This is a genomic window from Marinitoga okinawensis, from assembly GCF_055387075.1.
Genome location: NZ_AP042422.1, coordinates 1 through 26227, shown reverse-complemented (window position 1 = coordinate 26227; position 26227 = coordinate 1). Strand labels below are relative to the sequence as shown.

Below are 26227 nucleotides of genomic sequence, written 5' to 3'. Positions count from 1 at the left end.
TTTTTTATTATATAATAATTCACATAATTTTCGATGGTGCTTCAAAGTTCGTTTTTATAAACCATATATTAAGTTTTACTCCATCTTTTTCTTCTATTTCATGTTTGAAATCTTTTACACTATCTGAATATACTACCAACCATCCCTCTTTTAATCCACTTCTCTTTATATATTCCAATAATTGTTTTTTTGCTTTTTCATATTCATTTCCTGTTATATCTGCCTTTACTTCTATTAAATATTCTTTGCTATTAAAGTTTATTAATAAATCTATCCTTCCTCCACCAACCTGTGTTTCTGGATATACTTTTCCTTCTGCTGCTTCTACATATAAACTCAGAAATTGGTCTAAATTGTATTGATATACTCCTTCATAATAATTCCTTCCTTTAAACATTGTCGCTCCTCTTGATTTTATATATTTCACATACCTTTTCAATAATTTATTTAAATCTAAGCTTCCATCTTCTTTTATATATTCTCTTACTGTATCTTTTAATGTTGCCATATATTTTTTCTCACCATTTATTTGTGGTTTAAAATGATTGTATAATTTTTTATAATATAACGGCACCTTCACACAGCAATATCCATTACATTCATCTATTACTCCGTTTAAATATAAATATTTTATTCTTTCATCACTTATATCAAATTCTATTTTATCCGGTTCAAATAATATTTGCATTATTAATTCTTTTTCACTTTTTGCTTTTGATATTACATTTTCTATGTTTTTATTTATATATTTCCTCAGAAAATCATATAATGTTTTTTCAAAATGCTCTTCTGTTATTAGCTTTTTATTTTTTGCTTTTTTTTCTACTAAATCATTTGCCAGTGCATTGGTTAACCCTGGTTGTCCTGCTGCGTTTTCCCAAATTAGCTCTTTTACTTTATCATCAAATGTTTGCCCCGTTTCTTTTTCATGTTGGCTTAATAAATCATATACCTGTTCTTTTGTAAAATATGGAACTTCTATATGTTCTGCTATGTTAAATGGACTTGCATTATCTTCTAATACACCACTTAAATAGCTTACACTTATTAATATTGCACTTCTGAGTTTGTATATTTCCTTTTTATGATACACACTTCTTATTACATGTAAAAATTGATTAATCAAATTTTCTTCTAATTTCTCAAATTCATCTATCATCAATATTATTTCTTTTCCCATTTCACTATATATTTCTTTTAATAATATCCTTATTTTATCTATACTCTTTGGAATTTTTAACTCAATTTTTTTATTATACCTATAGTTAATATCATCAATTATATCAGCAACTAATGTTTCAAGAAAATCTTTTTCATCTTTATTCCCATAGCTTTCAAAAGATATGAACATAGGCAAATATTTATCTTTTGTTTTTTCAACTATATCATTCAAAAATGTTGTTTTTCCTGTTTGTCTTGGTGCTGATACTGTAAAATATCTCCATGTTTCTATTTTATCAAGTGCTTCTTCCATTATATCTGGTCTTTCTACATAATAACACGTTCTTTTATCAACAGGTCCGCTTGTACAGAATCTTCTCATATTTTCACCTCCACAATTGAATTATATCATATTTCAGTAACGATATTTGCCAATAATTCATCAACTATTCCCGTGCAAAAATAATATTTTATACTACAATTGTCAGCGCTGATAAAAAATGAAATTTTTTATCCAAATCAAATTTTTCACGGAGGTGAGACTATGGCAAAAAAATTAAGAATGTCCTTTGTAAACACAGTAGATGGCAAAAGAAAAACAATATATTTAAATGATCCAAGACCAGACCTAACAGACACTGAAGTACAAAACGCAATGGATTCTTTCGTTGGTGTAATTGTTCCAACAGGATATGAAAAAGATAATGCCACTATTGTTGATACTACATCAAACGAACTCTTTGATTTAATCAACTAAATCAAAACCGGGCTCAAGCCCGGTTTATTTCAAACATTCATTTTTATTTTTATCTTTTAATATCTACATATTAGTTTTTGATGTTTTTTCATTATTTAATATAGCATTTTAAAACGTCTCGGATTCACTTATTAAATCATATTCATTTAAAAGTTTTATAAATTAGCGCAATTCATCTTTTTTATATTCTTTATCTATCATTTCAAATCCATATTATCTATAAAGGTTTTTTAACGAGATAATGTTTTTCTTAATTTTTCAACACCTTCTTTCTCCCTTTCTGGTGATACTAATTTTTTATCTATTTTTATTGGGTTAGAAGGTGTCTGTATTATTTTAATAAAACTTTCTACTTCTTTTTTACTTTTTAAAGTAAAGTTTTTATTAAAAGATGATGTTGCCATTATAATCATCTCGCTTCTTTCCTATTATTTTTTATTATATAACAAATACATTTTATTTTCAACTATATTTATTGCAATAATTATGACTTAATATTAATTTATTTGTTCAAATTACACAAACTCTATGAAATATTGATAGAAATTTCAAAATATAAATAGTATACTAAGTTCTCTTTTCATATAATAATACAAAAAATAATAATAATTTTTATTTATTCATTACCAGCTAAGAAAAGGTATTTACATAAAATTTCGTATGCTACCTTTTAGGCAAACAATTTATTTACTATCTACAAATATTAAACTACCCATCAGTATTTATAGTTAATTCCATATAATTAACTATACCCAATTCACATAGAAGAAAGATATTTGTTTATGTAATATTTTAGTGTTTACTATTAAATAAAATGATACCTATTTTTTCTTTTTTCAAATGCTTCCTTACCTCCTTCTAAGATTTTGCAAACTTCTTCTATAATTTCTGGATTTTCAAGAGAGCCTGACATGTAAGATAATTTTTCTTTATCATTTTTAGCAATAATTATTTGTTCAGCATCCGCTGTTACTACTAGATTTGCATTATGCGTAGCAATTATTAACTGTCTATACCTTTTTAATTCTTTCAATAACTCAACAAGTTCATTTGTTATAAATTCATTATCTAAATCATCCTCAGGTTGATCAAATATCAAAGGAGATGAAAAAGCATTTGTTGCCAATTGGAGCAAGAGATATAAAGTACCTCTCTGTCCGATCGATAATTGCTCAAGTGTTTTATTCATATATCTAATTTCAGATATTACATAAAGATATTCGCGTCTTTCCTTTATATCAAAAAACAAATCTTCTAAATTATGTTTTGTAGCTTTTGCTTCTTCTCCTTCAATAAAATTTCCTAATTTATTTTCTATAAAATCCCAATATTTATCTAAGTTTAAAATACCAAGATCTATCAAGGGATTTTTATAAATTCGTTTATCTATATATTTATTCAATTTTTCACTAAATTTATTCTTATCAAAATATAATTTCCCATTTACAGAAATATTTCTTTCAGACAAAATCTTTTCCATAATTTTTTGTTGTTCACCAGAAAAATAATTTAAAATATTTTTCCATGCCGTATTAATTTTTTCTACCTGGCCACAGTATTCTTCTTTCAATTTACCGCCTATATGCCTTCTTTCTTCTATTTTTTTACTTAATTGTTTTTCCTTTTCTTCAATTTCTTTTAATTTTTCTTCTGCATATTGAAATTCCCTTTGATACTTTTCTGCATTATTTAAAAGTGTTTTTAAATCTCCAACATAGCCTTGGTTTTCAAATTCTTTTTTTATTGCATCATTTTCTTTTTTCTTAACTTTTATTTGGTTATCTAACCTATTTTTAATTTTGTTTATTATATCAAATTGTTCTTCAAATTCAATATCCGGGATATTTATGATTTTTATTCCCTCATTTATTATTTTAAAATTCAAATTTCCTATAATCTCATTTGTACTTTTCTGATATTCCTCTAAATTCTTTTTTAAAGAATCTAATTCCAATAAAATGTTTTCACCGTTATTAATACTTTTAATATTAAAGGTATATTTTTCTAATTTTTCTTTATTTTCCTTAGTTGTTATAGTTTCAAGCAACTCCTTCGCCTTATTCATTTTACTTTCGTTAAACATTCTATCATTTATTTTTTCACCTTTTTCATTTTCATATTCAAACCACTCTTTTAGTGATTTTATTTCTTTTAATAAATCAGCTATTTCATTGTCTAAATGAACATTAAATTGCAAATCTTCTATTTTTAACATTTTATTTATTTCTTTGCTCAACTCTTTGTAATTAGAAATATTTTTCAATTTTCCCTGTTCAATAAAAATAAAATCTAATGTTTTTTTCTCCCAAGAATTAAAATCTATCATATCTGGTTTTGGAACATTATTTTTCTGCCAACTAACTATAAAGTCTTTAGAGTTATTAAATTCGGTAGATTTATTTTTATAAGATATTATTTCTTTATTGAATGTATTAGCTATATAGTTTAAAAACAAACTTTTTCCACTCCCTCTTCCGCCAATTAGAGTCACTAAATTTTTATTTAATGGTAATTTCATTTTCTCAAATTCAACTTTTTCATCTTTAAAAATTTCTATAGGTGATTTAACTATTATCTTTGAAAATACAGGTTTGTCAAAATCAAATTCGGGATTATTTTTCTGAATTCTAATCCTTTCTTCAGGTTCATAAATAATCTGTTTTAATCCCTCAAAAGTTGGATCCGCTTTTATCCAACAATTTTCTTTTAAATGATAATTTTTTATATCGTGATTATCTGAACAAATAATCATTGGATAATTTTTATTTAAACTTTTAAATACAATATTTTTATAATCTTCTAAATCACTTTTCTTCCCTAATTCAAAAATATCTATTACTTTGACAATATCCCGTTTTTGAGCCATATTGACCGGAAGAGAATTAGTTATTACTTCTATTGAATTGCTTTTTTTGCCAGCATGTATAGAAACCACACCACCCAGTTCTTTTATTAAATTACAAGTTTCTTCCAATTTACAATAAATTTCACTTTCCTTTCTTCCTTCTTTTCTCTGTTTATTTATATTAGTTTTTGACATTATTTCATTTGAAATATATTCCAAATCACATTCAGTATGAAAAATTCCTATAAAATGAATGGGATCTTTACCTCTACTTTCAGAACAAAATTCAATACCTGGTAATATTGTTATTTCATCTCTAGCTAATCTTTGCAATTCTAAAATTCTTTCAATATCTATAGTATGATGATCTGTTATTGCAACAACAGAAATATTGTTTTCTTTTAAAGTCTCTATTATTTGCATATTGGTAACAGATTTATCTTTATAATCATATGAACTTGGAGTATGAAAATGCAAATCCCACTTTCTCCATTCAGAACCTCTTGGAAAATCTTGAATCATAAAATCCCATCCCCCCTTTTAAAAATATTTTTATTTTAAAATAATATTAACATACCTTCTAATCGATTACAAAAAAGAACCAGCCTTACAGAATTTCATAATATTATTTTCTTTTTAATCCAAGTTTCTTCTCAATCAAATCATAAACTTGAGAATGAGTGAAATTCTTTATAGTTCCATTATTACAATTTTTTATTAAAAAATCCTTAACTTTTTTTTCATTTCCTGGATATAAATTCGATACATATTCTATTTCATATTTTTCACTACAGTTAAAATAATCCCAATCACTTTTAGGCATTAATCTCTCTCCTTTCAATAATTTACTAAAGGCTGGTTCTAATATAACTATTAATAAAATTTTTCATTATTTTAAAATAAAAATAATTTGTATTGTTTATATTTATTTTTTATGTTATATTATATTATAATTCTTTTAAATTATTTCTATATTTTAATTTTATCACAAATATAAAATAAAAAATTTATATTAATAATTATTAATCATCTTTTTAATAACCTTAAATCCATCTCTCTTGTTTCTATTTAAATAATTTTATTAGACTAATCTTTGATAAAAAATTATATAACTAGTTTTAAAAGCTTTATTCATCTTTTCTGTATGCTATCACGTAAAATTTTAATAATATTTGAATTCAAATGCGAATTCTTAATTGTACAAACTTTTGCTTTTTTAATATATTCTCTGCAATTTTTTTGTTGATTTGCACCATCAGACGTTCAGCCATTTCTTAAAGGTCATATTTTTATTGATTCGGGATTAAACAATTCTCCTCTCTTATATAATAGTGTAAAAAGCTCTTTTGCACTACATTCATCACTTGGATGTGATAGTCCTGTTGATAAATTTATTTGATTTGTTAACATCTTAATACCTCTTCAACCATTGGATTATCAATTAATTTTTTTACATTTCTTCGATGGTTTCTTTCTCCATAAATTACAGGATTTCATGTTTTAATCCACCAATTTACTTCTTCCATAGTCCAGGGTACAACTATAATAGCTGTTGCATATTTACAATCATCAAGCTTTTCTAACATCTTTTCATTAACATAAACTCCCAAAATAATATCAGAATCCATTTATCACTGAAAGTACATTGAGTTTTAAGAACTATTTTATAATTTTTACTTAATCCTACCGATTTATTTTTTTTAAGTTTTTTAATGACGCCTTGCCCAAGTACTTCTTCTATAGTAGTCCCTTCAATATTATTCATCGTAGAACATATGAAATTATATCCTTATCATTTTTCTTGCAAAGTGTGAGTGCCAGCCCAAATGCTTTTTTATTGGTTCAATTTCTGGCCCATTTTTAGGAAAAAGATGTTTTTTTATTTCCATTTTACCCTCTATAGTTTATAAAAATATAAATAGTTTCTATAAAAGCCGACACAAAAAATATATATAATTAAATTATTTTCCTATATACTCATCTTTTAATCTTTTACACACTGCTTTTTTACACTTTCCCTACTTGAAAACACTATGTATTTTTTTAAATGTTTATCCAACTTACTCGGTTTGTTTCTTGTTTTTGGTTTCATTCCTATTTATTATTTCCAAGTGTTTTTTCATCTTCTTCATTTTTGGCATCTCTTTCTCTTTTATTCTTGTTTTTTCATCTTTTTGTTACTCTTTATTTTACCATTTACACTCTCATCTATTTCCAACTCCAAATACTTTTAACTAGTAATTTAAAAAGGTCATTTCTTAAAATTTTGCAATATATATAATGCAAATAAAATAGTTCCTATTTGAAGAGCAGCTAACCATGGCATATATACCATTATTATGGTCCATATAATCCAAAAAGCTGTAACAGCAATTCTCGCTTTTTTGTTTATACTACCTATTAACAAAATACTAAAAAATATTACAAATTGATAGCCAAAAATAGCCATTATATCACTCCTTTACAACTATTTTTAATTAATTTATATTGAATTTTTGTTTCCAAAAATCCTATTTTTCCAACTTATTCACATATATTATCTTCTTTATTAACTATTTTATAATTTAAAAGCTACTAAATAATTCTTCTAATTTCAGGTTAACACATTTAGTAATTTATTTCAATAAAATTCTCTTCTCCATATTTTTTACATTCTTTATCTATTTATCAGTTAAAAAATATATATCTAATATCTATATTCCTTTTTGCCCTAAACATAAATAACATAAAATAATTTATGATTATCATCTATATTTGTTTTTAATTTTTTTATTATATAAATTAAATAATTTTTCAAAAGCAGCTTCTTTAACTATACATTTATTGATTAAATAAAAAATTTTAGTATTTTTGTTATTTGATAAATATATATTCTATAATTTCTTCAAAAAATTATAAAAAACACATATTTATTTTACCATTAATAAGCTTAAATTTCTTTTTTTGATTTTAAAATGTTACATTATCATAAATTGAAATTAATATATCGGCCGATATACTAATTTCCACTCTTAAAAATCCACCACATTACCATTTAGTGACTTCATTTGCCAATAATTCATCAATTATTCCCATGCAAAATAATGTTTTATACTAAACCAAAACCGAGCTTTTGCCCGGTTCAAATTATAGTTAAAGTATTTATATTTTTTCAATCATATAATCCTCAATATTTCTTTTTTCTGAGTTGATATTTATTCCTATTATATATATTTCTTTTCCACTATACTTTTCATAATATTTCTTTTCTTTTATTTGATTTATCGCTTCTTTTGCGCTTTTATCTAATTTTATTTCAAATATATATATTTTATCATTATGTTCTAATACTAAGTCGCTTCTTCCGAGATTTGTTAATTCTTCTACCGTTACGTTTAATCCTGCTGAGGCTAATATTGTATATATTAATGAGTGATAATAACTTTCCCTTTTTTGATGTAAGTTATACGGTATTGCACTTATTATCCTTTTTATTTCTTCTATTATTTCTTCTATTTTATTTGCTTCTATTTTTTCATATATTTTATTTTCTATTTCTTCTATTTCTTCTAATCCATAATTCGCTTCTAATATTAATTCTGAAAAACTATTTTTCACTTCTATGTTTGGATAGTCTAATATGTATTTTTTTCTTAGTCCATATCTTTTTATTCCTTTAAATGTTAAATATCCTGCTTGTGCAAAGAATATGTTTGCTTTTGCATCTTCTATTTCTCTTGTTGAAAAATCCATTGCACTTACTGGATATTTCGTTAATTCTTCATAGGTTACTTTTTTTCCTTTTATATATTCGTATATAAATGATGGGGATCCACTTTCAAACCAGTAATTTTGAAATTCTTTTTTTTGGAAGAATTTTAATATTGAAAATGGATTATATACAAAGTGTTCTCCATCAAATGAGAATCCATTATAATATTTTTTCATTTCTTGTAATAGTTCTTTTTCTGTTATTTCTAATTTTTTTGCTGTTTCTTTTATGTATTCGGCAAAATAATTTTCTAGTTCTTCTTGTGTGTATCCCAACATTTGTGAATAATCATTGTCTAATGATATATCATTTAGATTGTTTAATGCAGAGAATACTCCTGTTTTGGTGAATTTCGTTATCCCTGTGATAAAGACGAATTTTATGTATTCATCCCTTGATTTGATTGTTACATAGAAGTTCCTTAATATTTCTCTATACCTTTCTGCTTTTTCTTTGTTATTTATATTATCTAATATCGGTTTTTCATATTCATCTACCAATATTACTACTTTTCCTTTTTGAGATAATTTTATTATTAATTCATCAAATGCATATTTGTAATGTTCTGATTCTATTTCTATATTATATTTTCTTCCTTCTTCTTGTATTATTTTTAATAACCCTTCTTTTAATTCTTTTTCACTATCACTTATTGCATCTAATAAATTTATTCTTATTATTGGATATTTTTTAAATTCCCATTTGTCATATATATATGTTCCTTTAAATAATTCTTTTTCACCTTTGAATATGTAATATAATGTCGATATAGTTAAACTCTTTCCAAATCTTCTTGGGCGAGATAAAAAATAATATTTCCCATTATCTATTAAATCAAATATATATTTTGTTTTATCTACATATATATAATTTCCTTCTATTATTTCCTTATAATCCTGTATTCCTATTGGCAATTTTTTCATCGTTTCCACCTCTGATTTTGCTATCTTTATTTTTTATCTACATAATAATTCACATAATTTTCGATGGTGCTTCAAAATTTGTTCTTATCAACCATATATGAATTTTTATTCCATCTTTTTCTTCTGTTATATATTCAAAATCATCTATTGAACTTAAATATACTATTAACCATCCTTCATTTAAATCTTTCCTTTTTATGTATTCTATTAATTGTTTTTTCGCTTTTTCATATTCATTTCCTGTTATATCTGCCTTTACTTCTATTAAATATTCTCCATTATTTAAATTTATTAATAAATCTGTTCTTCCTCCACCAACCTGTGTTTCTGGATATACTTTTCCTTCTGCTGCTTCTACATATAAGCTTAGAAATTGGTCTAAATTATATTGATATACTCCTTCATAGTAATTCCTTCCTTTAAACATTATTGCTCCTCTTTGTTTTATATATTTTATATATCTTCTTATTAATTTATTTAAATCTAAGTTTCCATCTTCTTTTATATATTCCCTTACTGTATCTTTTAACGTTGCCATATATTTTTTCTCACCATTTATTTGTGGTTTAAATCTGTCATATAATGCTTTGTAGTATAACGGCACTCTTACACAACATTTCCCTTCACAATTATCTATTACTCCGTTTAAATATAAGTAGTTTATCCTTTCATCATATATATTAAATTCAACGCTTCCTGGTTCAAATAATATTTTCATTACCAATTCTTTTTCTTTTTTTGCTTTGTTTATTATATTTGCTATGTTTTTATCTATATATACATACATAAAATCATTTAATGTTTTTTCAAAATATTCTTTCGTTATTATCTTTTCACTCTTAGCTTTTTTCGCTACTAAATCATATGCTAATGCATTAGTTAATCCAGGTTGTCCTCCTGCATTATGCCAGATGAGTTCTTTTACTTCCTCTTCAAATATCTGCCCTGTTTCTTTTTCATGTTGGTTTAATAAGTCATATACCTGTTCTTTTGTAAAATATGGCACTTCCATATGTTCTGCTATATTAAATGGACTTGCATTATCTTCTAATATTCCACTTAAATATCCTACGCTTATTAGTATTACACTTCTTAATCCATATATTTCTCTGCTGTGATATATTGTTCTTATTACATGTAAAAATTGATTCATTAATCTTTCATCATCAAGCCTTTCAAATTCATCTATCATTAACACTATTTCTTTATTTTTTGTTGTATACAATTTTTCTATTGTATTTCTTATATCATCAATATTTTTTGGTGTTTTTTCAATTAATTTTTCTTCTTTATATATCTTTTTATATGATCTATTAATATCTTCTACTAATGTCTCAAGAAAATCTTTTTCATCTTTATTCATATAACTCTCAAAAGATATGAATATAGGTAAATGTTTATCTTTTATTTTTTCCACTATTTCATTTAAAAATGTTGTCTTTCCTGTTTGTCTTGGTGCTGATACTGTAAAGTATCTCCAATTTTCTATATAATCAATTGCTTCTTTCATTAATTCTGGCCTTTCTACATAATAACATGTTTTCTTATCAACAGGTCCACTTGTACAGAATCGTCTCATCTTTTCACCTCCACAATTGAATTATATCACATTTCAGTAACGATATTTGCCAACAATTCATCAACTATTTCCATGCAAAAATAATATTTTATACTACCATCGTCAGCGCTGATAAAAAATGAAATTTTTTATCCAAATCAATTTTTTTACGGAGGTGAGACTATGGCAAAAAAATTAAGAATGTCCTTTGTAAACACAGTAGATGGCAAAAGAAAAACTATATATTTAAATGACCCAAGGCCAGACCTAACAGACACAGAAGTACAAAACGCTATGGATTCTTTCGTTGGTGTAATTGTTCCAGCAGGATATGAAAAAGACAATGCAACTATTGTAGATACTACATCAAACGAACTCTTTGATTTAATCAACTAAATCAAAACCGGGCTCCAGGCCCGGTTCCTATAACTATCATAAAATTATTTCTATTTAATCAAAATCACAAAAGAGTGTTTATTTCCAAAAATCCATATTAAAAACTTCTAAAAATCACAACTAAAGCATATTACAATATAAACAATAATTCATACGAAAATAATTTGAGAATAATAATCTAATTTTATTTAATTATTACCCTCCAAGAAGAGGCATTTACACAAAATTTTACATGCTACCTTTATTTCACTATAATCTCAACATTCTTCTTATCAAAAGCAATAGCAACTTTTATTATTTTCTCTATTCCATAACTCTTTATTTCTTCTTCATATCCTTTTTCTTCTATTTGTTTTATTCCCTTTTCTGCACTTTCTTTTAAATCTTTATCAAAATCTATACTATATTTTTTGAATTCAAATATTATTCCTGGTTCTGTTTTTTCTTTGGGTATTAATATTACATCCGCTCTTCCATACCCTGCTTCTCTGTTGCTTTTTACTATGTATTTTTTACTTAATCCTACTACCATTCCCAGTATTAATCCATGGTAAAATCTTTCTGGTTCTTCTCCACTTATATCAAAATAACTCAATGTTTCTTTTACTATTTTTTTGAATTTTATTCCAAATTCTTTGTATTTTCCCAATATTATATCCTGTATTATACTTTCAAGTTCTATTTTTGTTTCCTTTATTATTGTCACTACTGTTTTTTTGAAGAATTGTAATGTTTCTTTGTTTGTTATTCTAAGACTATATCTTGGTTCTCCTTCTTCTCCTACATGTTCTACCCAGGTTAGGTATCCTGTAAATAGAAATAATGTCCATATGCTTTCTTCTGTACTTTTATCTAAGTCGCCATATACTAAATTTTCATCTATACTGCTTTCTATTGTTTTTCCTTCTATTAATTCTTCTATTTTTGTTTTTACTTCTGCTGTACTTTGTCTTATTAATTGTTTTATTAATTCATTTCCACTGCTGTTTATCCAATAATATTTTATTTCACCTTTATTTCTTGCCAGGTTTATTATTGAATATGGATTGTATATTTCTAATCCTCCAAAATTATATCCATTATACCATTCTATTACTTTTTCTTTTTCATATTCTAATCCATAATATTTTAATGTTTCTTCTACTTCTTCCCATGTTAATCCAAATTTATCATTGAATAGTTTTCCTAGTATTGTTGATACATCAAGATTATTTACACCTGTAAATATACTTTCTTTTGCTACTCTTGTTATTCCTGTTAATACTCCTTTTTCTAAATACTCATTGTCTTTTAATGCATTTCCTAATATATTTCCCATGAAGTTTATAAATTCATTATAATATCCATTTAAATATGATTGCTGTATTGGTGTGTCATATTCGTCTATTAATAATATTACTTTTTGATTATAATAGCGATATAAATATTTTGATAAATCAATTAATGAATTTTCATATAATATATTTTCTCCTTTTCTTTCGAATATGGTTTTCATATTATTTTTTTCCCACTCATTTAATTTGTCGCTTTCCCATAAAAATACATAATCTAAATATAAATCACTTATTTTTTTCTTTATTGAAAGAATCATATCTTCATAATTATTTTGTTTTAAATCTTTAAAAGTCAAATATATAACAGGATATTTATTTAAATATTTTTCTATTATCTCTTTTTCTTCCCAAATTTTCAATTCCTCAAATAAATGCTTGTTATCTTGATCATTTCTAAAAAAATATTTCATCATACTCATATTTAATGTTTTTCCAAACCTTCTTGGCCTGGTTATTAATATTACATCTCCGCTTTCTGTTATTTCTTTTATCAGCATGCTTTTATCTATATAATACATATTATCTTCTATTATGCTTTTAAAATCACTTCGTCCTATTGGTAATCTTTTCATCGTTTCCACCTCCATAACTGAATTATATCACAATTCAGTAACGATATTTATCAATAATTCATCAACTATTCCCATGCAAAAATAATATTTTATACTACCATCGTCAGCGCTGATAAAAAATGAAATTTTTTATCCAAATCAAATTTTTCACGGAGGTGAGACTATGGCAACTAAAGTTAATTTGGGTGACAAAGTAAGAATTTCTTTTGATTATGGTTTAGATGGGAATGGAAAACAAATTGTAAAAAGAAAATCATTTAGCATTATCGCTGGTGCAACTGATGATCAAGTATATACAGCAGCAAATAACTTTGCTTCATTATGTGAAAAATCATTAATCGAAATTGAAAAAATTGAAAACTACGAACTACAAGCCTAAGCCAAATCAAACGAACTCTTTGATTTAATCATCTAAATCAAAACCGGGCTCCAGGCCCGGTCTATTTCAAACATTCATTTTTATTCTTGCTTTTCAATAAAAAATCAAACAATTATTATATTGGAGGTGTATATAATGTGGGATTTCTTAAGAATGGTATTAATAAACATTATGGATCAATTCTTTAAAATGCTTACAATGATTATAAACGAAGAGGATAAAAAAGAAAAAATAAATGAATTAAAAGAGTTACAGGAAAATTTCAACAATGAACTCGACAAACAAATAAAAATATTATCAACAGAAATAGATGAAAAATTAGATGAAATAAAGGATGAAATCGAAGAAATTGAAAATTAAATTACATATAAATTTATTATTCAATAAGATTTTACTAAAAATTAAATATACAACTATTATTTTTCGACTATTTTGTAGTATAATATAACCGTATTATTCCAAACAATAAAAAATCGGGGGAGGTTTTATTATGGATTTAATTACAATTCCTTATTTTTGTAGAAAGTATGATTTCAACAATCCAGACTTATTAAGAAAACTGGTAAAACATTTAAACATTCAACCAATGACTGGTGATCTAGAAACAAGAGGTATGCGATTTTATAATGAAAAGGATTTGTTGAAATTATATAATACTTTCAATGATGCTTTTGGTGACTATGAAATTGAAGAATGAAAATCCCGGAAAATCCGGGATTTATTTTTAATATTTAAAATCTATCCTTCATATCCTTTCATAGTTTCCCTCGCTTCTAAAATTTTTTCAAACACCATTTTGGATAAATCAAGGCCTTTTTCATTCATTCTAATTCTTTCATCCACTTCAATTAAGTCTGATGCGCCTTGAAAAAGATTTTTAGAAAATTCTTCATATAATTTTCCATATTTATTCTTTAATTTTTCTACACTTATTCCATATATTAATCTCAAACCCATAAACAGTTCTTCTGTTAATTCATCTAATAATATATTTTCATTATAATAATCATATGGTATTTGATTATTATCTATTTTTTCAAAGTATTCTTTAAAATCCCATGTTTTTGTATATCTAATATTATTATAATGTCCACCTGCAGATAATCCAAAACCATGATAATTTTCGTTATTCCAATATATTAAATTATGTTTGCATTCATATCCTTCTTTTGCCCAATTAGATATTTCATATCTTTTATACCCCATTTTATTTAATTCTTCTATAATTAAATTAAAACCATTTTCTATATATTCATATTCTGGTAATTTCATTTTTCCTTTTTCTAATAATCTTTTTAATGGTGTATCATGATCATCATCAAACATATAATATGAAACATGATCAGGTTTTAATTTTTCTATTAGTTTTAAATTATTTTCTAATACTTTCATATTATCTCCAGGAAGACCTAGTATAAAATCAAAATTTATATTTGAAAAATATCTTCTAGCTAAATAATAATTTCTTTCTATTATTTCATTATCATATAATCTGTTCATAATTTTTAATATATCATTATCAAATGTTTGTATTCCTAAACTCAATCTGTTTATACCCAATGAATAATATTCATGCAATTTTTCTTTATTCAAAGTTTCTGGATTTGATTCTATTGTTATTTCAAAAGGATCAAATTCAATATTCAAATTATTTAATTTTCTAAATACTCTATCTATTTGTTTAACATCAACATATGTTGGTGTTCCACCACCTAAAAATACTGTTGATATTTTCAAAGTATTTTTATATTTTTCATTTATATAATTTTGTTTAATTTCCAAATTATATAAATCTATTTCTTTTAATAGATATTCAAAATATTTGTCCTGGATTCTATTATTCGTAGTAGATGGATAATCGCAATATAAACATTTGCTTTTACAAAAAGGTATATGAATGTATAATCCAATATTGTTATTTTTAGTGTTCAAAGAAAAAACTACCTCCGTTGTTTGTGATTATTTTTGAAAAAAGATTTTTTTATTTATATCAAAACTTCCTTCTTCTGCTTTTATTTTATTGTTTTTAAAAATACTTATTGTACTGTAAAAAATTTTTCTTTAGCATTGTAATTTATCTCAATTTCTTCTGACAGAAATTTTCATAAACTACATTTTTTTCAATATCCATTTTATTTCATTTTTATATATAAATAACATTATAAAAATGGAGGTTATTCCAGAAATAATTGTTAATATTGTATTTGTGTAAAATGTGCCTATATATGCCACTATAATTGTTACTATTATACCAATAAATATTTTATAAATTTTAAATCCTACATAATATAATCTCTCTGCTATTAGTGTCCTTAATATAAAAAATACTACATATGATAACCCCGTTGATATTGCTGCTCCTTTTGCTCCTAATATTGGAACTAAAATTGTATTTCCTATATAATTTATTAATGCTGATATGCTTATTAATACCATATGCCAATATGTTTTTTTCTTAAAATTAATACCTAAAACCGTGGTTTCTGATATTGTATACATTATAGGCGTTAATATTAAAAATGGAGCTATATATGCTGCCTCTCTATATGATTTTGCTAATATTAAAAATATTATATCTTTAAAGCTTAAAACTATAAATCCAAATACAAACATTACGAAACTTATTGCCAAATTTGCTTTTCTAAAAAATTCTTTATTATTTTTATTATTCTCATATTTTTCATATGCTACTGGTGTCCAGAATGTTGTAAATCCTGCTTGAATTAAGTTCATTACAGATACTATTTTAAATGCTGCACTATATAATCCTATTTCTGTAAATGTTGTATATTGTTTTAAGGATATTCTATCTATCGATGTAAAAAACCAGCTTATTAAAAATGTTGGAATAAATGGCAATCCGTATTTTATATATTTTTTTATCAAACTCAATTGAATTTTTTCATATTTTCTGAGAACTTTGTCTTTGCTAAATCCATATATTAATGAAGTAATATTTCCTGTTATTTGCCCCACTACAATGGCGTAAAAATTTGGTTTTATTAATATTGCATATGTTATAGTTCCTGCAATGTTACCTAATGCATTTAATATTTGAATAGTAGAAAAAAATAATCCTTTTTTTTGCATTCTTATTGATAGTTGATTATATCTTTGAATAATTCCTGTTAATAGAGCTATTAAAAATATAATTCCAATATATTTGTATTCACGAGAATATATCAAATTACTTAATTGTTTTTCAAATATAATAAATATTAAAGAAATTGCTATTCCACTAATAATTGAAGGAATTAATGCTGTCCAGAATGTTTTATTTCTTTCATTTTCTTTTATTTCATAATAATATCTTATATAACTTTGATCTAATCCCATAATAGATAAGATAAGGGCTATGTTATATACAAGTGTAAACATTGAAGCTCTACCAAATTCTTCTGGAATTATTAAATAAGATATTATTGGTGTAGCAAAAAAGCTTATTATTGCTCTTACCCATGTTCCTATTGAAAATGATACAAAAGGCTTCAGATATTTTTTCATATTTTCACCTAATATTTTCATCTATGCGGATCATATATAAATCTTTTTCCGTATATTTCAAAATATGGACCTGGCATACCAGGATAATATGTTGCTCTTATTCTTCTAATAATTTCTTCTTTTGACATTGAAAAATTTAATTTACATAACTCTTCTATATCTTTTCTTTTAAAAGCTTTTCTTTTCCATTTATCATTACTTTTTTTTAAGTGCCCTTTTTCAAATAATTCTAAAATTATTTCATAGTATAATATTAACATATAATCATATGTTCTTTTTTGTAAAGATACTATATTATCATTTTCAAATATTGGAAATCTTTTTATTTTTATTATATCCCCAGCATCAATCTCTTCATTAATAAAATGCACTGTTACACCATAATCTTTCGAACCTTCATATAGCGCAAAATTATAACACCCTGCACCAGGATATTCTGGAGGACCAGGATGAAAATTAATAGCTAGAGAGAAATTATTTAAAACTGTACTTGGAATAATCCATGGAGATAAAAAACTAATTAAATAATCTCCTGTTATATCTAAATATTCCTTAGGAAATTTTTTATATTTTTCATTGCTATATATGAAATTAATTTCTGAATTTTTAAAAATTAAATTTAAAAAATTATATGCTCTTAAAGACCATTCATTATTTTTTGCAAACAAATAAATTTTTATAATATCATCTCCTTTTAATAAAGTTTTTTACTTTTTCTAAGTCACTTTTCATCATTATATCAATTAAATTTTCAAATTTAACTTTAGGTTCCCAATTCAATAATTTCTTTGCTTTTGTATAATCTCCTTTTAGGATATTCACTTCAGTAGGCCTAAAATATTGTGGATTTATTTTTACTAATATTTTGCCTGTTTTTGCATCTTTGCCAACTTCATTTATACCTTCTCCTTCCCAAATTATTGATATATTTATATATTCAAACGCTTTTTCTACAAATTCTCTAACAGAATGTGTTTCCCCGGTCGCTATTACAAAGTCTTCAGGTTTATTATATTGTAATATTTTCCACATAGCTTCCACATAATCTGGTGCATATCCCCAATCTCTTTTAGCATCAAGATTTCCTAAAACCAAATTTTCTTGTATCCCATAATAAATTCTTGAAACCCCTAAAGTTATTTTTCTCGTAACAAAATTTTCTCCACGACGCGGAGATTCATGATTGAATAAAATGCCATTTGATGCAAATATGTTATATGCTTCTCTATAATTTTTTGTTATGTAATATGCATATAATTTAGCTACAGCATATGGACTCCTTGGATTAAATTTAGTATTTTCATTTTGAGGAATTTCACCTATTCCTCCATATAATTCTGATGTAGATGCTTGATAAAACTTGGTTTTATTTTCTAATTTTAATATTCTTATTGCTTCCAAAAGTCTGAGTGTCCCCAAAGCATCTGAATTAGCTGTATATTCTGGTTCCTCAAAAGAAACTTTCACATGACTCTGAGCTGCTAAATTATAAACTTCATCAGGTCTCACTTGAGATAAGGCAAATAATAAACTGGATTGATCTGTCATATCACCATAATGTAAAATAAGAGGATTCTTCTCTTTAAAATGTAGATGATCTATTCTTTCTCTATTAAATGTACTAGCTCTTCTTACCAAACCATGAACTTCATATCCTTTTTCTAAAAGAATTTCTGCTAAATAAGAACCATCTTGTCCTGTTATTCCTGTTATAAATGCTTTTTTTTTCAAATTCAACACCTCTTTTTCTATTTATATTTAACAACTTCATTTAAAACTTCAATAATTGATTTACTAATATATTTTACAACTTCTTCCGAAAGTGTGGAGGAACTTGGTAAGTTAATTCCTCTCTTGTATATTTTTTCAATATTTATAAATTCTTCATCTTTATACATCTTGTACATTGGCATTTCAGTAATCGGATAAAAAAAAGGCCTTGTCTCTATCCTATATTTATTCTCCAATATTTTCATTATAGTGTCTCTATATGATTCCAATTTTTTGTCTAATAATATCGAATACATCCAAAATGTATCTTTACTATAATTTTTTTCAGGTGGATGAGATATTAATTCGTGATTTAAATATTTTTTATACCACTTTGCAATTTTATTTTTTTTATCTAATATTTCATTTACTCTTAACATTTGACCATATCCTATTGCAGCTTGTAAATTTGTTAATCTATAATTATATCCTATAATATCATGCCAATATCTCACATTACTAGAATTTCCTTGATTTTTTAATTTTCTAATTTTTTTTGCAATTTCATCATTGTTTGTTACAACCATTCCACCTTCCCCTGTTGTAATTGTCTTATTTCCAAAAAAACTAAAAGAACCAGCAATCCCAATACTTCCAACCATTTTACCTTTATACTTTGTTCCTAAAGCTTCTGCAGCATCTTCGATTAAATAAAGATTATATTTATTACACAATTCTAGTAAAGGATCTAAATCTACACTTTGTCCATATATGTGAACTGCTAATATAGCTTTAGTTTTATTTGTAATTTTTTTCTCAACATCTTTTACATTCAAATTCCATGAATCATTTTCACAATCTACAAATACAGGTACAGCATTAACATACTTTATTGCATTTGCAGAAGCTATATAGGTAAAATTAGGTACTATTACTTCATCACCATCACTAATATCTAAAGCTCTAAGAATCAAATGTAAAGTTACTGTTCCATTACCAGCAGTTATTGAATGATTTACCCCTAAAAATTCAGAAAATTTTTCTTCAAAAAGATTTATATATTTTCCTTTTGAGGATATCCAGCTAGAATCATATGCATCACATAGCATTTTTCTTTCTAATTCTGTTAAATCAGGCTCATATACTGGAATCATATCTTTCATTTGTTCTTGTTTTTCCATATTTCCATCCCCTCTTCAAAAATATCTACCCAATTACTGGAAAAAACCTTTTCTTTTACTATTTGCTTATTTATAATATTTTTTTTCTTATGTCTATCTAAATTGAATATTACGTCATGGACTATTTCATGTAATTCATTTAAATTAAAATCTGTTATTTTTATAATATTTGCTTTGCTGTTGAATATTTCATCATATGGCAACCAATCTCCTGTTATAACAACACTTCCTGTATATAGATGTTCCATCATTGTTGCACTAAAAGAATCTTGTGTTGGTACGTTAATAAATACATCTGAAATATTTCTTAAAACAGCTATATCTTTATCATTAAGATATTTATCTAATAGTATAATTCTACTTTTATACTTATTATGTAACATTTTTTTTCTAATTATATTAGTCCAATCACTATGCCCATAAGTCATCGGAAAAATAAAATAAAAATTTTTTTCATATATTACTTTTTCATCCAATCTTCCTAAAATTTCTAATATTTTATCTTGTCTATGTCTCGGTGCTGAAGAATATGAAACGGTAATTATTTTACTATTTAGAGGAATTCCATAATTATTTTTAAATTCTGTAATATCATTATTTGTAATTGAATCTAGTAATTTTGTATCCATCATAAAATATTTAACAATCCGTATTTTATTTTGAAATTCTATTCCAAACTCTTTTAACACTTTTTCTTTCATTTTTTCATGTATAACAGTAATTAACACTGATTGTTTTAATATTTTACGTTGAATAATTTTATTATATATTTTTTGCTTTTCCCATATTTCGCTTCCCCAAAATGATGATATTATTGGTTTATTAGTGTTTAGAAAAAAAATGCCTCTAGAACTAACCGCTTGAATATTTAACAAATCATATTTTTGGATAATTTTTTTTATTTTATTTTTATTTCTTAAAAATTGAATAATAAATCCTATTTTTCTTATTCTTTCTAGCTTTGTTACATTTACTATATATTTTTCATTGAATATTTTATTTGATTTTTCTTTTCCATTATAATATTCTATTGTATCTTGAAAAGAAATTCCAGAAACAACTTCCATTTTTGGAGATTCTATAATTTGAGATACAACCCTTTTTGTATGATTGCTCTCAAGGTCTCCTAAAATTAACACTTTCATATTCTCACCCCATCAAAGAAGCATTCTTAATTAGCCTCTTGAATTTTGTTTTTTATTTTTTTGAAAACATTATCTTTTCTTTTTATTTTTTTAAGGACTTGTTATTATTTTTAATATTTATCTACATTTAATCGAATAATTATTATTTACCTCCTCTTCAAAGAAAGATTCTTAATTAGCTTCCCGAATCCTGTTTTTTCTTAGTTTTTTATACTATCTTTTTCTTTCTATTTTTTTGGTTATATCCAATATAAATATTCTCCTGATTTTAAACTTCAAGTTGTTAAAGAATAATCTTAATTCTGATATGTCTTTATCTGATATTGCTAGTAAGAATGGTATCCTTTCGCCTCATACTTTACATAAATGGGTTAAAACATATGAGGAATCTGGTTATAATGATAATATCTTCAATTCTAAAAAAGAAAGACCTAAATTTATTATTTCTGATATTTCTAAAGTTCCTCCTTTTATTTATGAATCTTCTGGAGTATTAGAAATTATTATAATAACTCGAATAATTCTGCTTTAAAAAACCTTGAATATTATGAACATTTTCTTTTGCTTCGCAAAAATCTATTGATTTAGAGTGTCCAAAAAGTCTAAGGACCGAAAAAATTAGAAACCTTTTTTAACTCATAACTATTAAAAAGATTAAAAAGGAAGATTAAATTGAATAAAACAACGGTAATACCAGCAAAAGTTAAATAATTTCTATTTCTAACATACCAAACGTACTCAGTTCCAAAATATGCATCCATAATGCCATTTACATGCTCTATTTCCCAACGTAATTTATAATCATCTTTAAAGACAATTCTAAAAGATTTCATAACATATCTATTATATGATTCATAATATTTGGTATTCCTATTATTCAAATCAATAGCAGGAATAGAACCAGAAGATTTTATTTTAGAAAAAATATAATAAGAATCATATGCAGCATCTAACAAGATTATTGAAAAAGATTTTATTGATATGAATAATTCATCAAATAATTTTGATTCATGTATAGATGCTTTAGCTACTGTAAAATCAAAGATGAAATCATTATTTACATCTAGAGATAAATAAAGTTTTTTACCAAATTTTTTACCTTTAGTAGTATATGTAAAACCAAATTCATTTTTATTAAAAGAAGATTTAGCTTTACCCCATCTACTAGGTTTACAAGGACTAATAATATTAGCATCAATTGCCACGTGCGTTTTATATAATTTTATATTGTTGTATATCCAATTAATTAAATCATTGTTTATTTTTCTAAAATCTAATTTATTAGCTCTATATGAAATAGTTTGAAAAGACGGTATTTCATCAATTCCTATCAAAGTCAAATATTCATAATTATTTTCGAAAAACTCTTCAGACTTTCTATATGATTTATCAAACATCTTTAATAGAATTAATATTTTGAGAATAGCTTTATCAGAAAATTTCTTTTTTCTACCAAAAGAATAATCAGGTTCTTTAAAAAATATATCAATAATATTGAAGACAAAAATAATCTCTTTTTTAACAAAGGAAGACTTGAAAACATTCTTCTTTTGTGCTAATATTGAATTAAGCACTCCTTTCTTTGTTTGTTGTCTCAATTCAATGTTTCGTCATTGAATTAAGGAGTGCCTATTTTTTTATCTTACTTTTTGGACACCCTATATTGATTTTATTTTTATATTTTAACACTCTTTTTTCAAAAATTATTTATAATTTGCGAAAAAGAATTAAATCTTGTTAGATATTATCATCGTCATCCTAAACATCCAAGAAAAATACCTAAAAATCATGATATCACTAAACCTAATCAATATTGGGAATCTGATATTAAATTTATTCCTACTAAATATGATGGTTATATTCCTATTCTTAGTATAATCAATGCTTTTGAGAGATCTATTGTTGGTGTTTATATGGGTAATTATATTAAAGATTAAATAACTTTGCGAGGTTTAGTTTTTTTATATATAAAATCTATTTTTATTCTTTTCACCTAAATTGAAAATCTATGTGAAGTTATTGCTACCGTTAGAAAATCTATTGAATTTAAAGACGTTATTCCTGATAATCTTATTACTAGAATTGACAACGATCCACAATTTAAAGCTAAAATTATTGAATACTTTTTGGTTTTACAAAAAAATTCTAAGTTTTTTTATTTATTTTGTTTATAGATTTCATTTATTTTTCTTAAACATTATTTTCTTTGAAAAGCAGTTTATGTTCAATATGAATTTGTTGAATCTATTGAATTTGGTGTTACCCAAGAACGGTGGGCAGACTAAGTTTAACTAAAAAAATAGCATTTTAAGCAATGTAACTTTTTTCTAACAATTTTAATGCTTCATCTTCTTTTTCTTGTGGGGTCATGTAATTGATAGAACTATGTATTCTTTTTCTGTTGTAAAATGATTCTATATATTCAAATATTTTTATTTTTGCTTCTTCAAAGGTTTTATAACTATTTACATATATTTCTTCTTTTTTTATTATTGAATGAAATGATTCTATTTTTGCATTGTCATATGGTGTTCCCTTTTTACTGTATGAATGTTGAATCCCTTTTTCTTTTAATAATTCATTGAATTCTTTACTTGTATACTGTGTTCCTAAATCACTATGAAATATGATTCCTTGTGTTTCTTTTGTATTTATACATGCATTTTTCATTGCTTTTATTACTAATTCTTTATCCATTTTTCTATAATATGAGTATCCTATTATTTTGTTTGTATGCATATCCATTACACTTGCTAAGTATGTCCAGCCAGTTCCTTGTATATGTACATAAGTTATATCTCCACACCATTTCTGGTTTATCGTTGTTGTTTCAAAATCTCGATTTATTATGTTTGGTAATTGTTTGATTTCTTCTTTTGCTTTGTGATTTTTGAATTTTTTTATTACTATTGAGTGGATTCCTAATTTTTTCATCCTTTTTTGAACCGTTTTTATATTAACTTTTATACCGTTTTTTTCTAGTACTTTTTGTATTTTTGGCGCTCCATAACGTTTTTTACTATCATTATATATCTCTAATATTTTTTGATCCAGTATTTCATTGAACTTTTCTAGATTGCTTTTTTTATGATTTTTTGCTTTATAATATGTGCTCCTTGCAAATTTTAATACTTTACATATCATTTTTATTGGATAATATTTTTTGTATCTTTCTATGAATTTTACTATTTCTCTTGTTGTTTTCGTGCGAATATGGCTGTAGCTTTTTTTAATATTTCATTTTCCATTCTTAATTGTTGTAATTCTTTTTTCATTTTTTCATATTCCTTTTTGCTAAATTCACCGTCTGCTACTGGTTTTGTTTCTTTTATCCAATTATATATTGTTACTGCACTTATGCCATATTCGTCACTTAATTCATATACTTTTTTTCCCATTTCATGCAATCTTACTATTTGCTCTTTAAATTCATCACTATATCTTTTACCATTTCTACTCATATGGGTCACCTTCTTTCTATTTTTATTATACTATTCTTTGTTAACTTTTTGGTGCCCACTTTTTTTGGTTAAATCCAATTTGATTATATTGATGATGTTTATAATTATTATATTTCATACATTTTTTATAATAATTTAAAGCCTCACGGTTCTTTAAATTATTTTACTCCTGATTTTGTTTTTAATCTTTTTTTTAATCATGATATTGATTCTAACTTAGACGAAATTAAATCTATTAAATTTAATGATTTTATTGTTTGTGTGAAAAAATGAGTTTTCTTTATTTTTTCTCCAATATCCAGGGAGCAAGTCGCACACATTCTAATATTTTAATGGTTTGTTTTTTTGACCATATAAAGTATATCCCAAATAAAATGATAAAATAGGATTAGCTAATTGTATCGCTGAAAATAAAATAATAATAACAAAAATACTGTTTAACTTATTTAATTTATGATATATCGATTGATTAATTATTTTATATATGCTGTATATTAATAAGACGCCACCAAATCCTAACTCATATAAAGCTAACCCTAAACCACTCATAATTCTAAAATCAGAAAAACCATGTGGAAGAAAAAAATTTTCAATTGTTTTAATAACAGAAAAATATATATGATAAAATCTTGACTCAATACTTTGATCTTTATATAAAACCTCATGATTATTAATAGCCATATTCATCAAAGCATTAATTCTAGTACCTTCCATAAATTTTAATATTACTATATATATAATTAAAAATATACCAAAAATTAAGAAAATTTTAATATAATTTTTAACCTTGAAACTAGATATATATTTTATACTTAATAAAATTAAATATATAAATAAGTATAATACTCCTATAGCAGAACGTGCAAAAAAAATCAATTGAATACCTAAGTTAATCAAATACAATATTTTATTTTTATGAAAATCTAAAGATATAAGCATACCGAAAATTAGCATATATGCATAAAAAGATGGTTCTGAATTTAAACCGGGTACTCCTCTTGTTAAAGATGTTCTACCTCCCGATACCAAAAAAAGCAAAAAATCTTTTTTTATATATGTTTGTATAAATCCAATTACAAACCATATATTAAAAATCATTTTTATATAAAACTCTTTTAACCCATTATTTTTTTTCATCATTGTATATGATGCAGAAGATATAAAAAAAAGACTTGCATAATTAGCAAAACTCCTTATACTACTAAAAGAGAAATCTCTTAAAATTATTAATAAAAGAAAAGAATATAAAAAAATATTAAATAACATTAAAAATTTCTTATATACTATCATTTTATTTTTTATAAAAATAATAAAAGATATAATTAACGCATATGGTTGTATATCAGTTCCTAGATTATATAATGTAATAAAAGGGAAAAAAGAAAAAAATATTAATAAATAATACATTGCAAAACCCCTTTTCTATATATGTTTGGGATGTATTCTCTAAAAAGTCAATAGGTAATAAAAATATATATATAATTTTTGTAGATTAAAATTTAAAAGCAAAATGCTCTCTTCCAGCAAAATGCTGATAATTTGAAAAATAT

The 26227-nt window shown here is 24.6% G+C and carries 24 protein-coding genes and 1 pseudogene; 6 read left to right on the top strand and 19 right to left on the bottom strand.

Annotation, left to right across the window (positions count from 1 at the left end; translation table 11 throughout):
- Positions 1-19: 19 nt before the first annotated feature.
- The gene (locus tag ACZ5CK_RS00125; RefSeq protein WP_464581879.1) at positions 20-1543 is read right to left on the bottom strand and encodes an AAA-like domain-containing protein; all 1524 of its coding nucleotides are present in this window, start codon (positions 1541-1543) and stop codon (positions 20-22) included.
- 162 nt (positions 1544-1705) lie between these two features.
- On the opposite strand from ACZ5CK_RS00125, the gene ACZ5CK_RS00120 reads away from it, so the two are divergent.
- Complete coding sequence (locus tag ACZ5CK_RS00120; RefSeq protein WP_464581878.1) at positions 1706-1918, top strand: DUF2922 domain-containing protein; 213 nt, start codon at positions 1706-1708, stop codon at positions 1916-1918.
- Positions 1919-2148: 230 nt separating this feature from the next.
- On the opposite strand, the gene ACZ5CK_RS00115 is transcribed toward ACZ5CK_RS00120, so the two are convergent.
- The 8 genes and pseudogenes from ACZ5CK_RS00115 to ACZ5CK_RS00080 all read right to left on the bottom strand — a co-directional run bounded on the left by ACZ5CK_RS00115 (position 2149) and on the right by ACZ5CK_RS00080 (position 11016).
- Positions 2149-2322, bottom strand: coding sequence for a hypothetical protein (locus ACZ5CK_RS00115; RefSeq protein WP_464581877.1), 174 nt, complete (start codon positions 2320-2322; stop codon positions 2149-2151).
- Between the two features lie 422 nt (positions 2323-2744).
- Positions 2745-5285: pseudogene (locus ACZ5CK_RS00110) on the bottom strand (TrlF family AAA-like ATPase); the annotation flags it as partial.
- A 103-nt stretch (positions 5286-5388) separates the two neighbouring features.
- Complete coding sequence (locus tag ACZ5CK_RS00105; RefSeq protein ID WP_464581876.1) at positions 5389-5586, bottom strand: hypothetical protein; 198 nt, start codon at positions 5584-5586, stop codon at positions 5389-5391.
- A 458-nt stretch (positions 5587-6044) separates the two neighbouring features.
- Positions 6045-6173: a hypothetical protein gene (locus ACZ5CK_RS00100; protein ID WP_464581875.1), complete on the bottom strand. Its 129-nt coding sequence runs from the start codon at positions 6171-6173 to the stop codon at positions 6045-6047.
- A gap of 83 nt (positions 6174-6256) precedes the next feature.
- On the bottom strand, positions 6257-6391 hold the full coding sequence (locus ACZ5CK_RS00095; RefSeq protein WP_464581874.1) for a hypothetical protein: 135 nt from the start codon (positions 6389-6391) through the stop codon (positions 6257-6259).
- 623 nt (positions 6392-7014) lie between these two features.
- The gene (locus ACZ5CK_RS00090) at positions 7015-7212 is read right to left on the bottom strand and encodes a hypothetical protein (RefSeq protein ID WP_464581873.1); all 198 of its coding nucleotides are present in this window, start codon (positions 7210-7212) and stop codon (positions 7015-7017) included.
- Positions 7213-7904: 692 nt separating this feature from the next.
- Complete coding sequence (locus tag ACZ5CK_RS00085; RefSeq protein WP_464581872.1) at positions 7905-9437, bottom strand: ATP-binding protein; 1533 nt, start codon at positions 9435-9437, stop codon at positions 7905-7907.
- A gap of 49 nt (positions 9438-9486) precedes the next feature.
- Positions 9487-11016 (bottom strand): AAA-like domain-containing protein, encoded by a 1530-nt coding sequence (locus ACZ5CK_RS00080; RefSeq protein WP_464581871.1) that lies wholly within the window; start codon positions 11014-11016, stop codon positions 9487-9489.
- Between the two features lie 162 nt (positions 11017-11178).
- Here ACZ5CK_RS00080 and ACZ5CK_RS00075 point away from each other — a divergent pair, with 162 nt between their 5' ends.
- Positions 11179-11391, top strand: a complete 213-nt coding sequence (locus tag ACZ5CK_RS00075) for a DUF2922 domain-containing protein (protein WP_464581870.1) — start codon at positions 11179-11181, stop codon at positions 11389-11391.
- A gap of 241 nt (positions 11392-11632) precedes the next feature.
- Here the strand turns inward: ACZ5CK_RS00075 and ACZ5CK_RS00070 are convergent, their stop codons facing one another.
- Positions 11633-13297 carry an AAA family ATPase gene (locus tag ACZ5CK_RS00070; protein ID WP_464581869.1) on the bottom strand — a complete coding sequence of 555 codons (1665 nt, stop codon included), beginning with the start codon at positions 13295-13297 and terminating at the stop codon, positions 11633-11635.
- Positions 13298-13460: 163 nt separating this feature from the next.
- On the opposite strand from ACZ5CK_RS00070, the gene ACZ5CK_RS00065 reads away from it, so the two are divergent.
- The 3 genes from ACZ5CK_RS00065 (at position 13461) to ACZ5CK_RS00055 (ending at position 14373) form a co-directional block, all read left to right on the top strand.
- Positions 13461-13676: a DUF1659 domain-containing protein gene (locus ACZ5CK_RS00065; RefSeq protein WP_464581868.1), complete on the top strand. Its 216-nt coding sequence runs from the start codon at positions 13461-13463 to the stop codon at positions 13674-13676.
- Positions 13677-13811: 135 nt separating this feature from the next.
- Positions 13812-14036 carry a hypothetical protein gene (locus ACZ5CK_RS00060; RefSeq protein WP_464581867.1) on the top strand — a complete coding sequence of 75 codons (225 nt, stop codon included), beginning with the start codon at positions 13812-13814 and terminating at the stop codon, positions 14034-14036.
- A 130-nt stretch (positions 14037-14166) separates the two neighbouring features.
- Positions 14167-14373, top strand: a complete 207-nt coding sequence (locus tag ACZ5CK_RS00055) for a hypothetical protein (RefSeq protein WP_464581866.1) — start codon at positions 14167-14169, stop codon at positions 14371-14373.
- A 41-nt stretch (positions 14374-14414) separates the two neighbouring features.
- Here ACZ5CK_RS00055 and hemW read toward each other — a convergent pair whose 3' ends face one another.
- The 6 genes from hemW to ACZ5CK_RS00025 all read right to left on the bottom strand — a co-directional run bounded on the left by hemW (position 14415) and on the right by ACZ5CK_RS00025 (position 21216).
- A complete protein-coding gene (gene hemW, locus ACZ5CK_RS00050; protein WP_464581865.1) occupies positions 14415-15608 on the bottom strand; it encodes a radical SAM family heme chaperone HemW in 1194 nt (397 codons plus the stop codon).
- Between the two features lie 177 nt (positions 15609-15785).
- Positions 15786-17180: a lipopolysaccharide biosynthesis protein gene (locus tag ACZ5CK_RS00045; protein ID WP_464581864.1), complete on the bottom strand. Its 1395-nt coding sequence runs from the start codon at positions 17178-17180 to the stop codon at positions 15786-15788.
- A gap of 17 nt (positions 17181-17197) precedes the next feature.
- Positions 17198-17848 (bottom strand): formyltransferase family protein, encoded by a 651-nt coding sequence (locus ACZ5CK_RS00040; RefSeq protein WP_464581863.1) that lies wholly within the window; start codon positions 17846-17848, stop codon positions 17198-17200.
- A 16-nt stretch (positions 17849-17864) separates the two neighbouring features.
- Entirely contained in the window at positions 17865-18911 is a 1047-nt protein-coding gene (gene gmd, locus ACZ5CK_RS00035; RefSeq protein ID WP_464581862.1) for a GDP-mannose 4,6-dehydratase, read from the bottom strand.
- Between the two features lie 17 nt (positions 18912-18928).
- A complete protein-coding gene (locus ACZ5CK_RS00030) occupies positions 18929-20044 on the bottom strand; it encodes a DegT/DnrJ/EryC1/StrS family aminotransferase (protein ID WP_464582993.1) in 1116 nt (371 codons plus the stop codon).
- Between the two features lie 5 nt (positions 20045-20049).
- Entirely contained in the window at positions 20050-21216 is a 1167-nt protein-coding gene (locus tag ACZ5CK_RS00025; protein WP_464581861.1) for a glycosyltransferase family protein, read from the bottom strand.
- A 280-nt stretch (positions 21217-21496) separates the two neighbouring features.
- Here ACZ5CK_RS00025 and ACZ5CK_RS00020 point away from each other — a divergent pair, with 280 nt between their 5' ends.
- Positions 21497-21748 carry a hypothetical protein gene (locus ACZ5CK_RS00020; RefSeq protein ID WP_464581860.1) on the top strand — a complete coding sequence of 84 codons (252 nt, stop codon included), beginning with the start codon at positions 21497-21499 and terminating at the stop codon, positions 21746-21748.
- 70 nt (positions 21749-21818) lie between these two features.
- Here the strand turns inward: ACZ5CK_RS00020 and ACZ5CK_RS00015 are convergent, their stop codons facing one another.
- The 3 genes from ACZ5CK_RS00015 to ACZ5CK_RS00005 all read right to left on the bottom strand — a co-directional run bounded on the left by ACZ5CK_RS00015 (position 21819) and on the right by ACZ5CK_RS00005 (position 26084).
- Positions 21819-22790, bottom strand: coding sequence for a transposase (locus tag ACZ5CK_RS00015; RefSeq protein ID WP_464581856.1), 972 nt, complete (start codon positions 22788-22790; stop codon positions 21819-21821).
- 733 nt (positions 22791-23523) lie between these two features.
- Positions 23524-24677 (bottom strand): IS3 family transposase gene (locus tag ACZ5CK_RS00010; protein ID WP_464581859.1). Its coding sequence is split into 2 segments (ribosomal slippage): positions 23524-24440 and positions 24440-24677, totalling 1155 coding nucleotides; the frame shifts between segments, so codons are not numbered across the junction.
- Between the two features lie 321 nt (positions 24678-24998).
- A complete protein-coding gene (locus ACZ5CK_RS00005; RefSeq protein ID WP_464581858.1) occupies positions 24999-26084 on the bottom strand; it encodes a hypothetical protein in 1086 nt (361 codons plus the stop codon).
- Positions 26085-26227 lie beyond the last annotated feature (143 nt).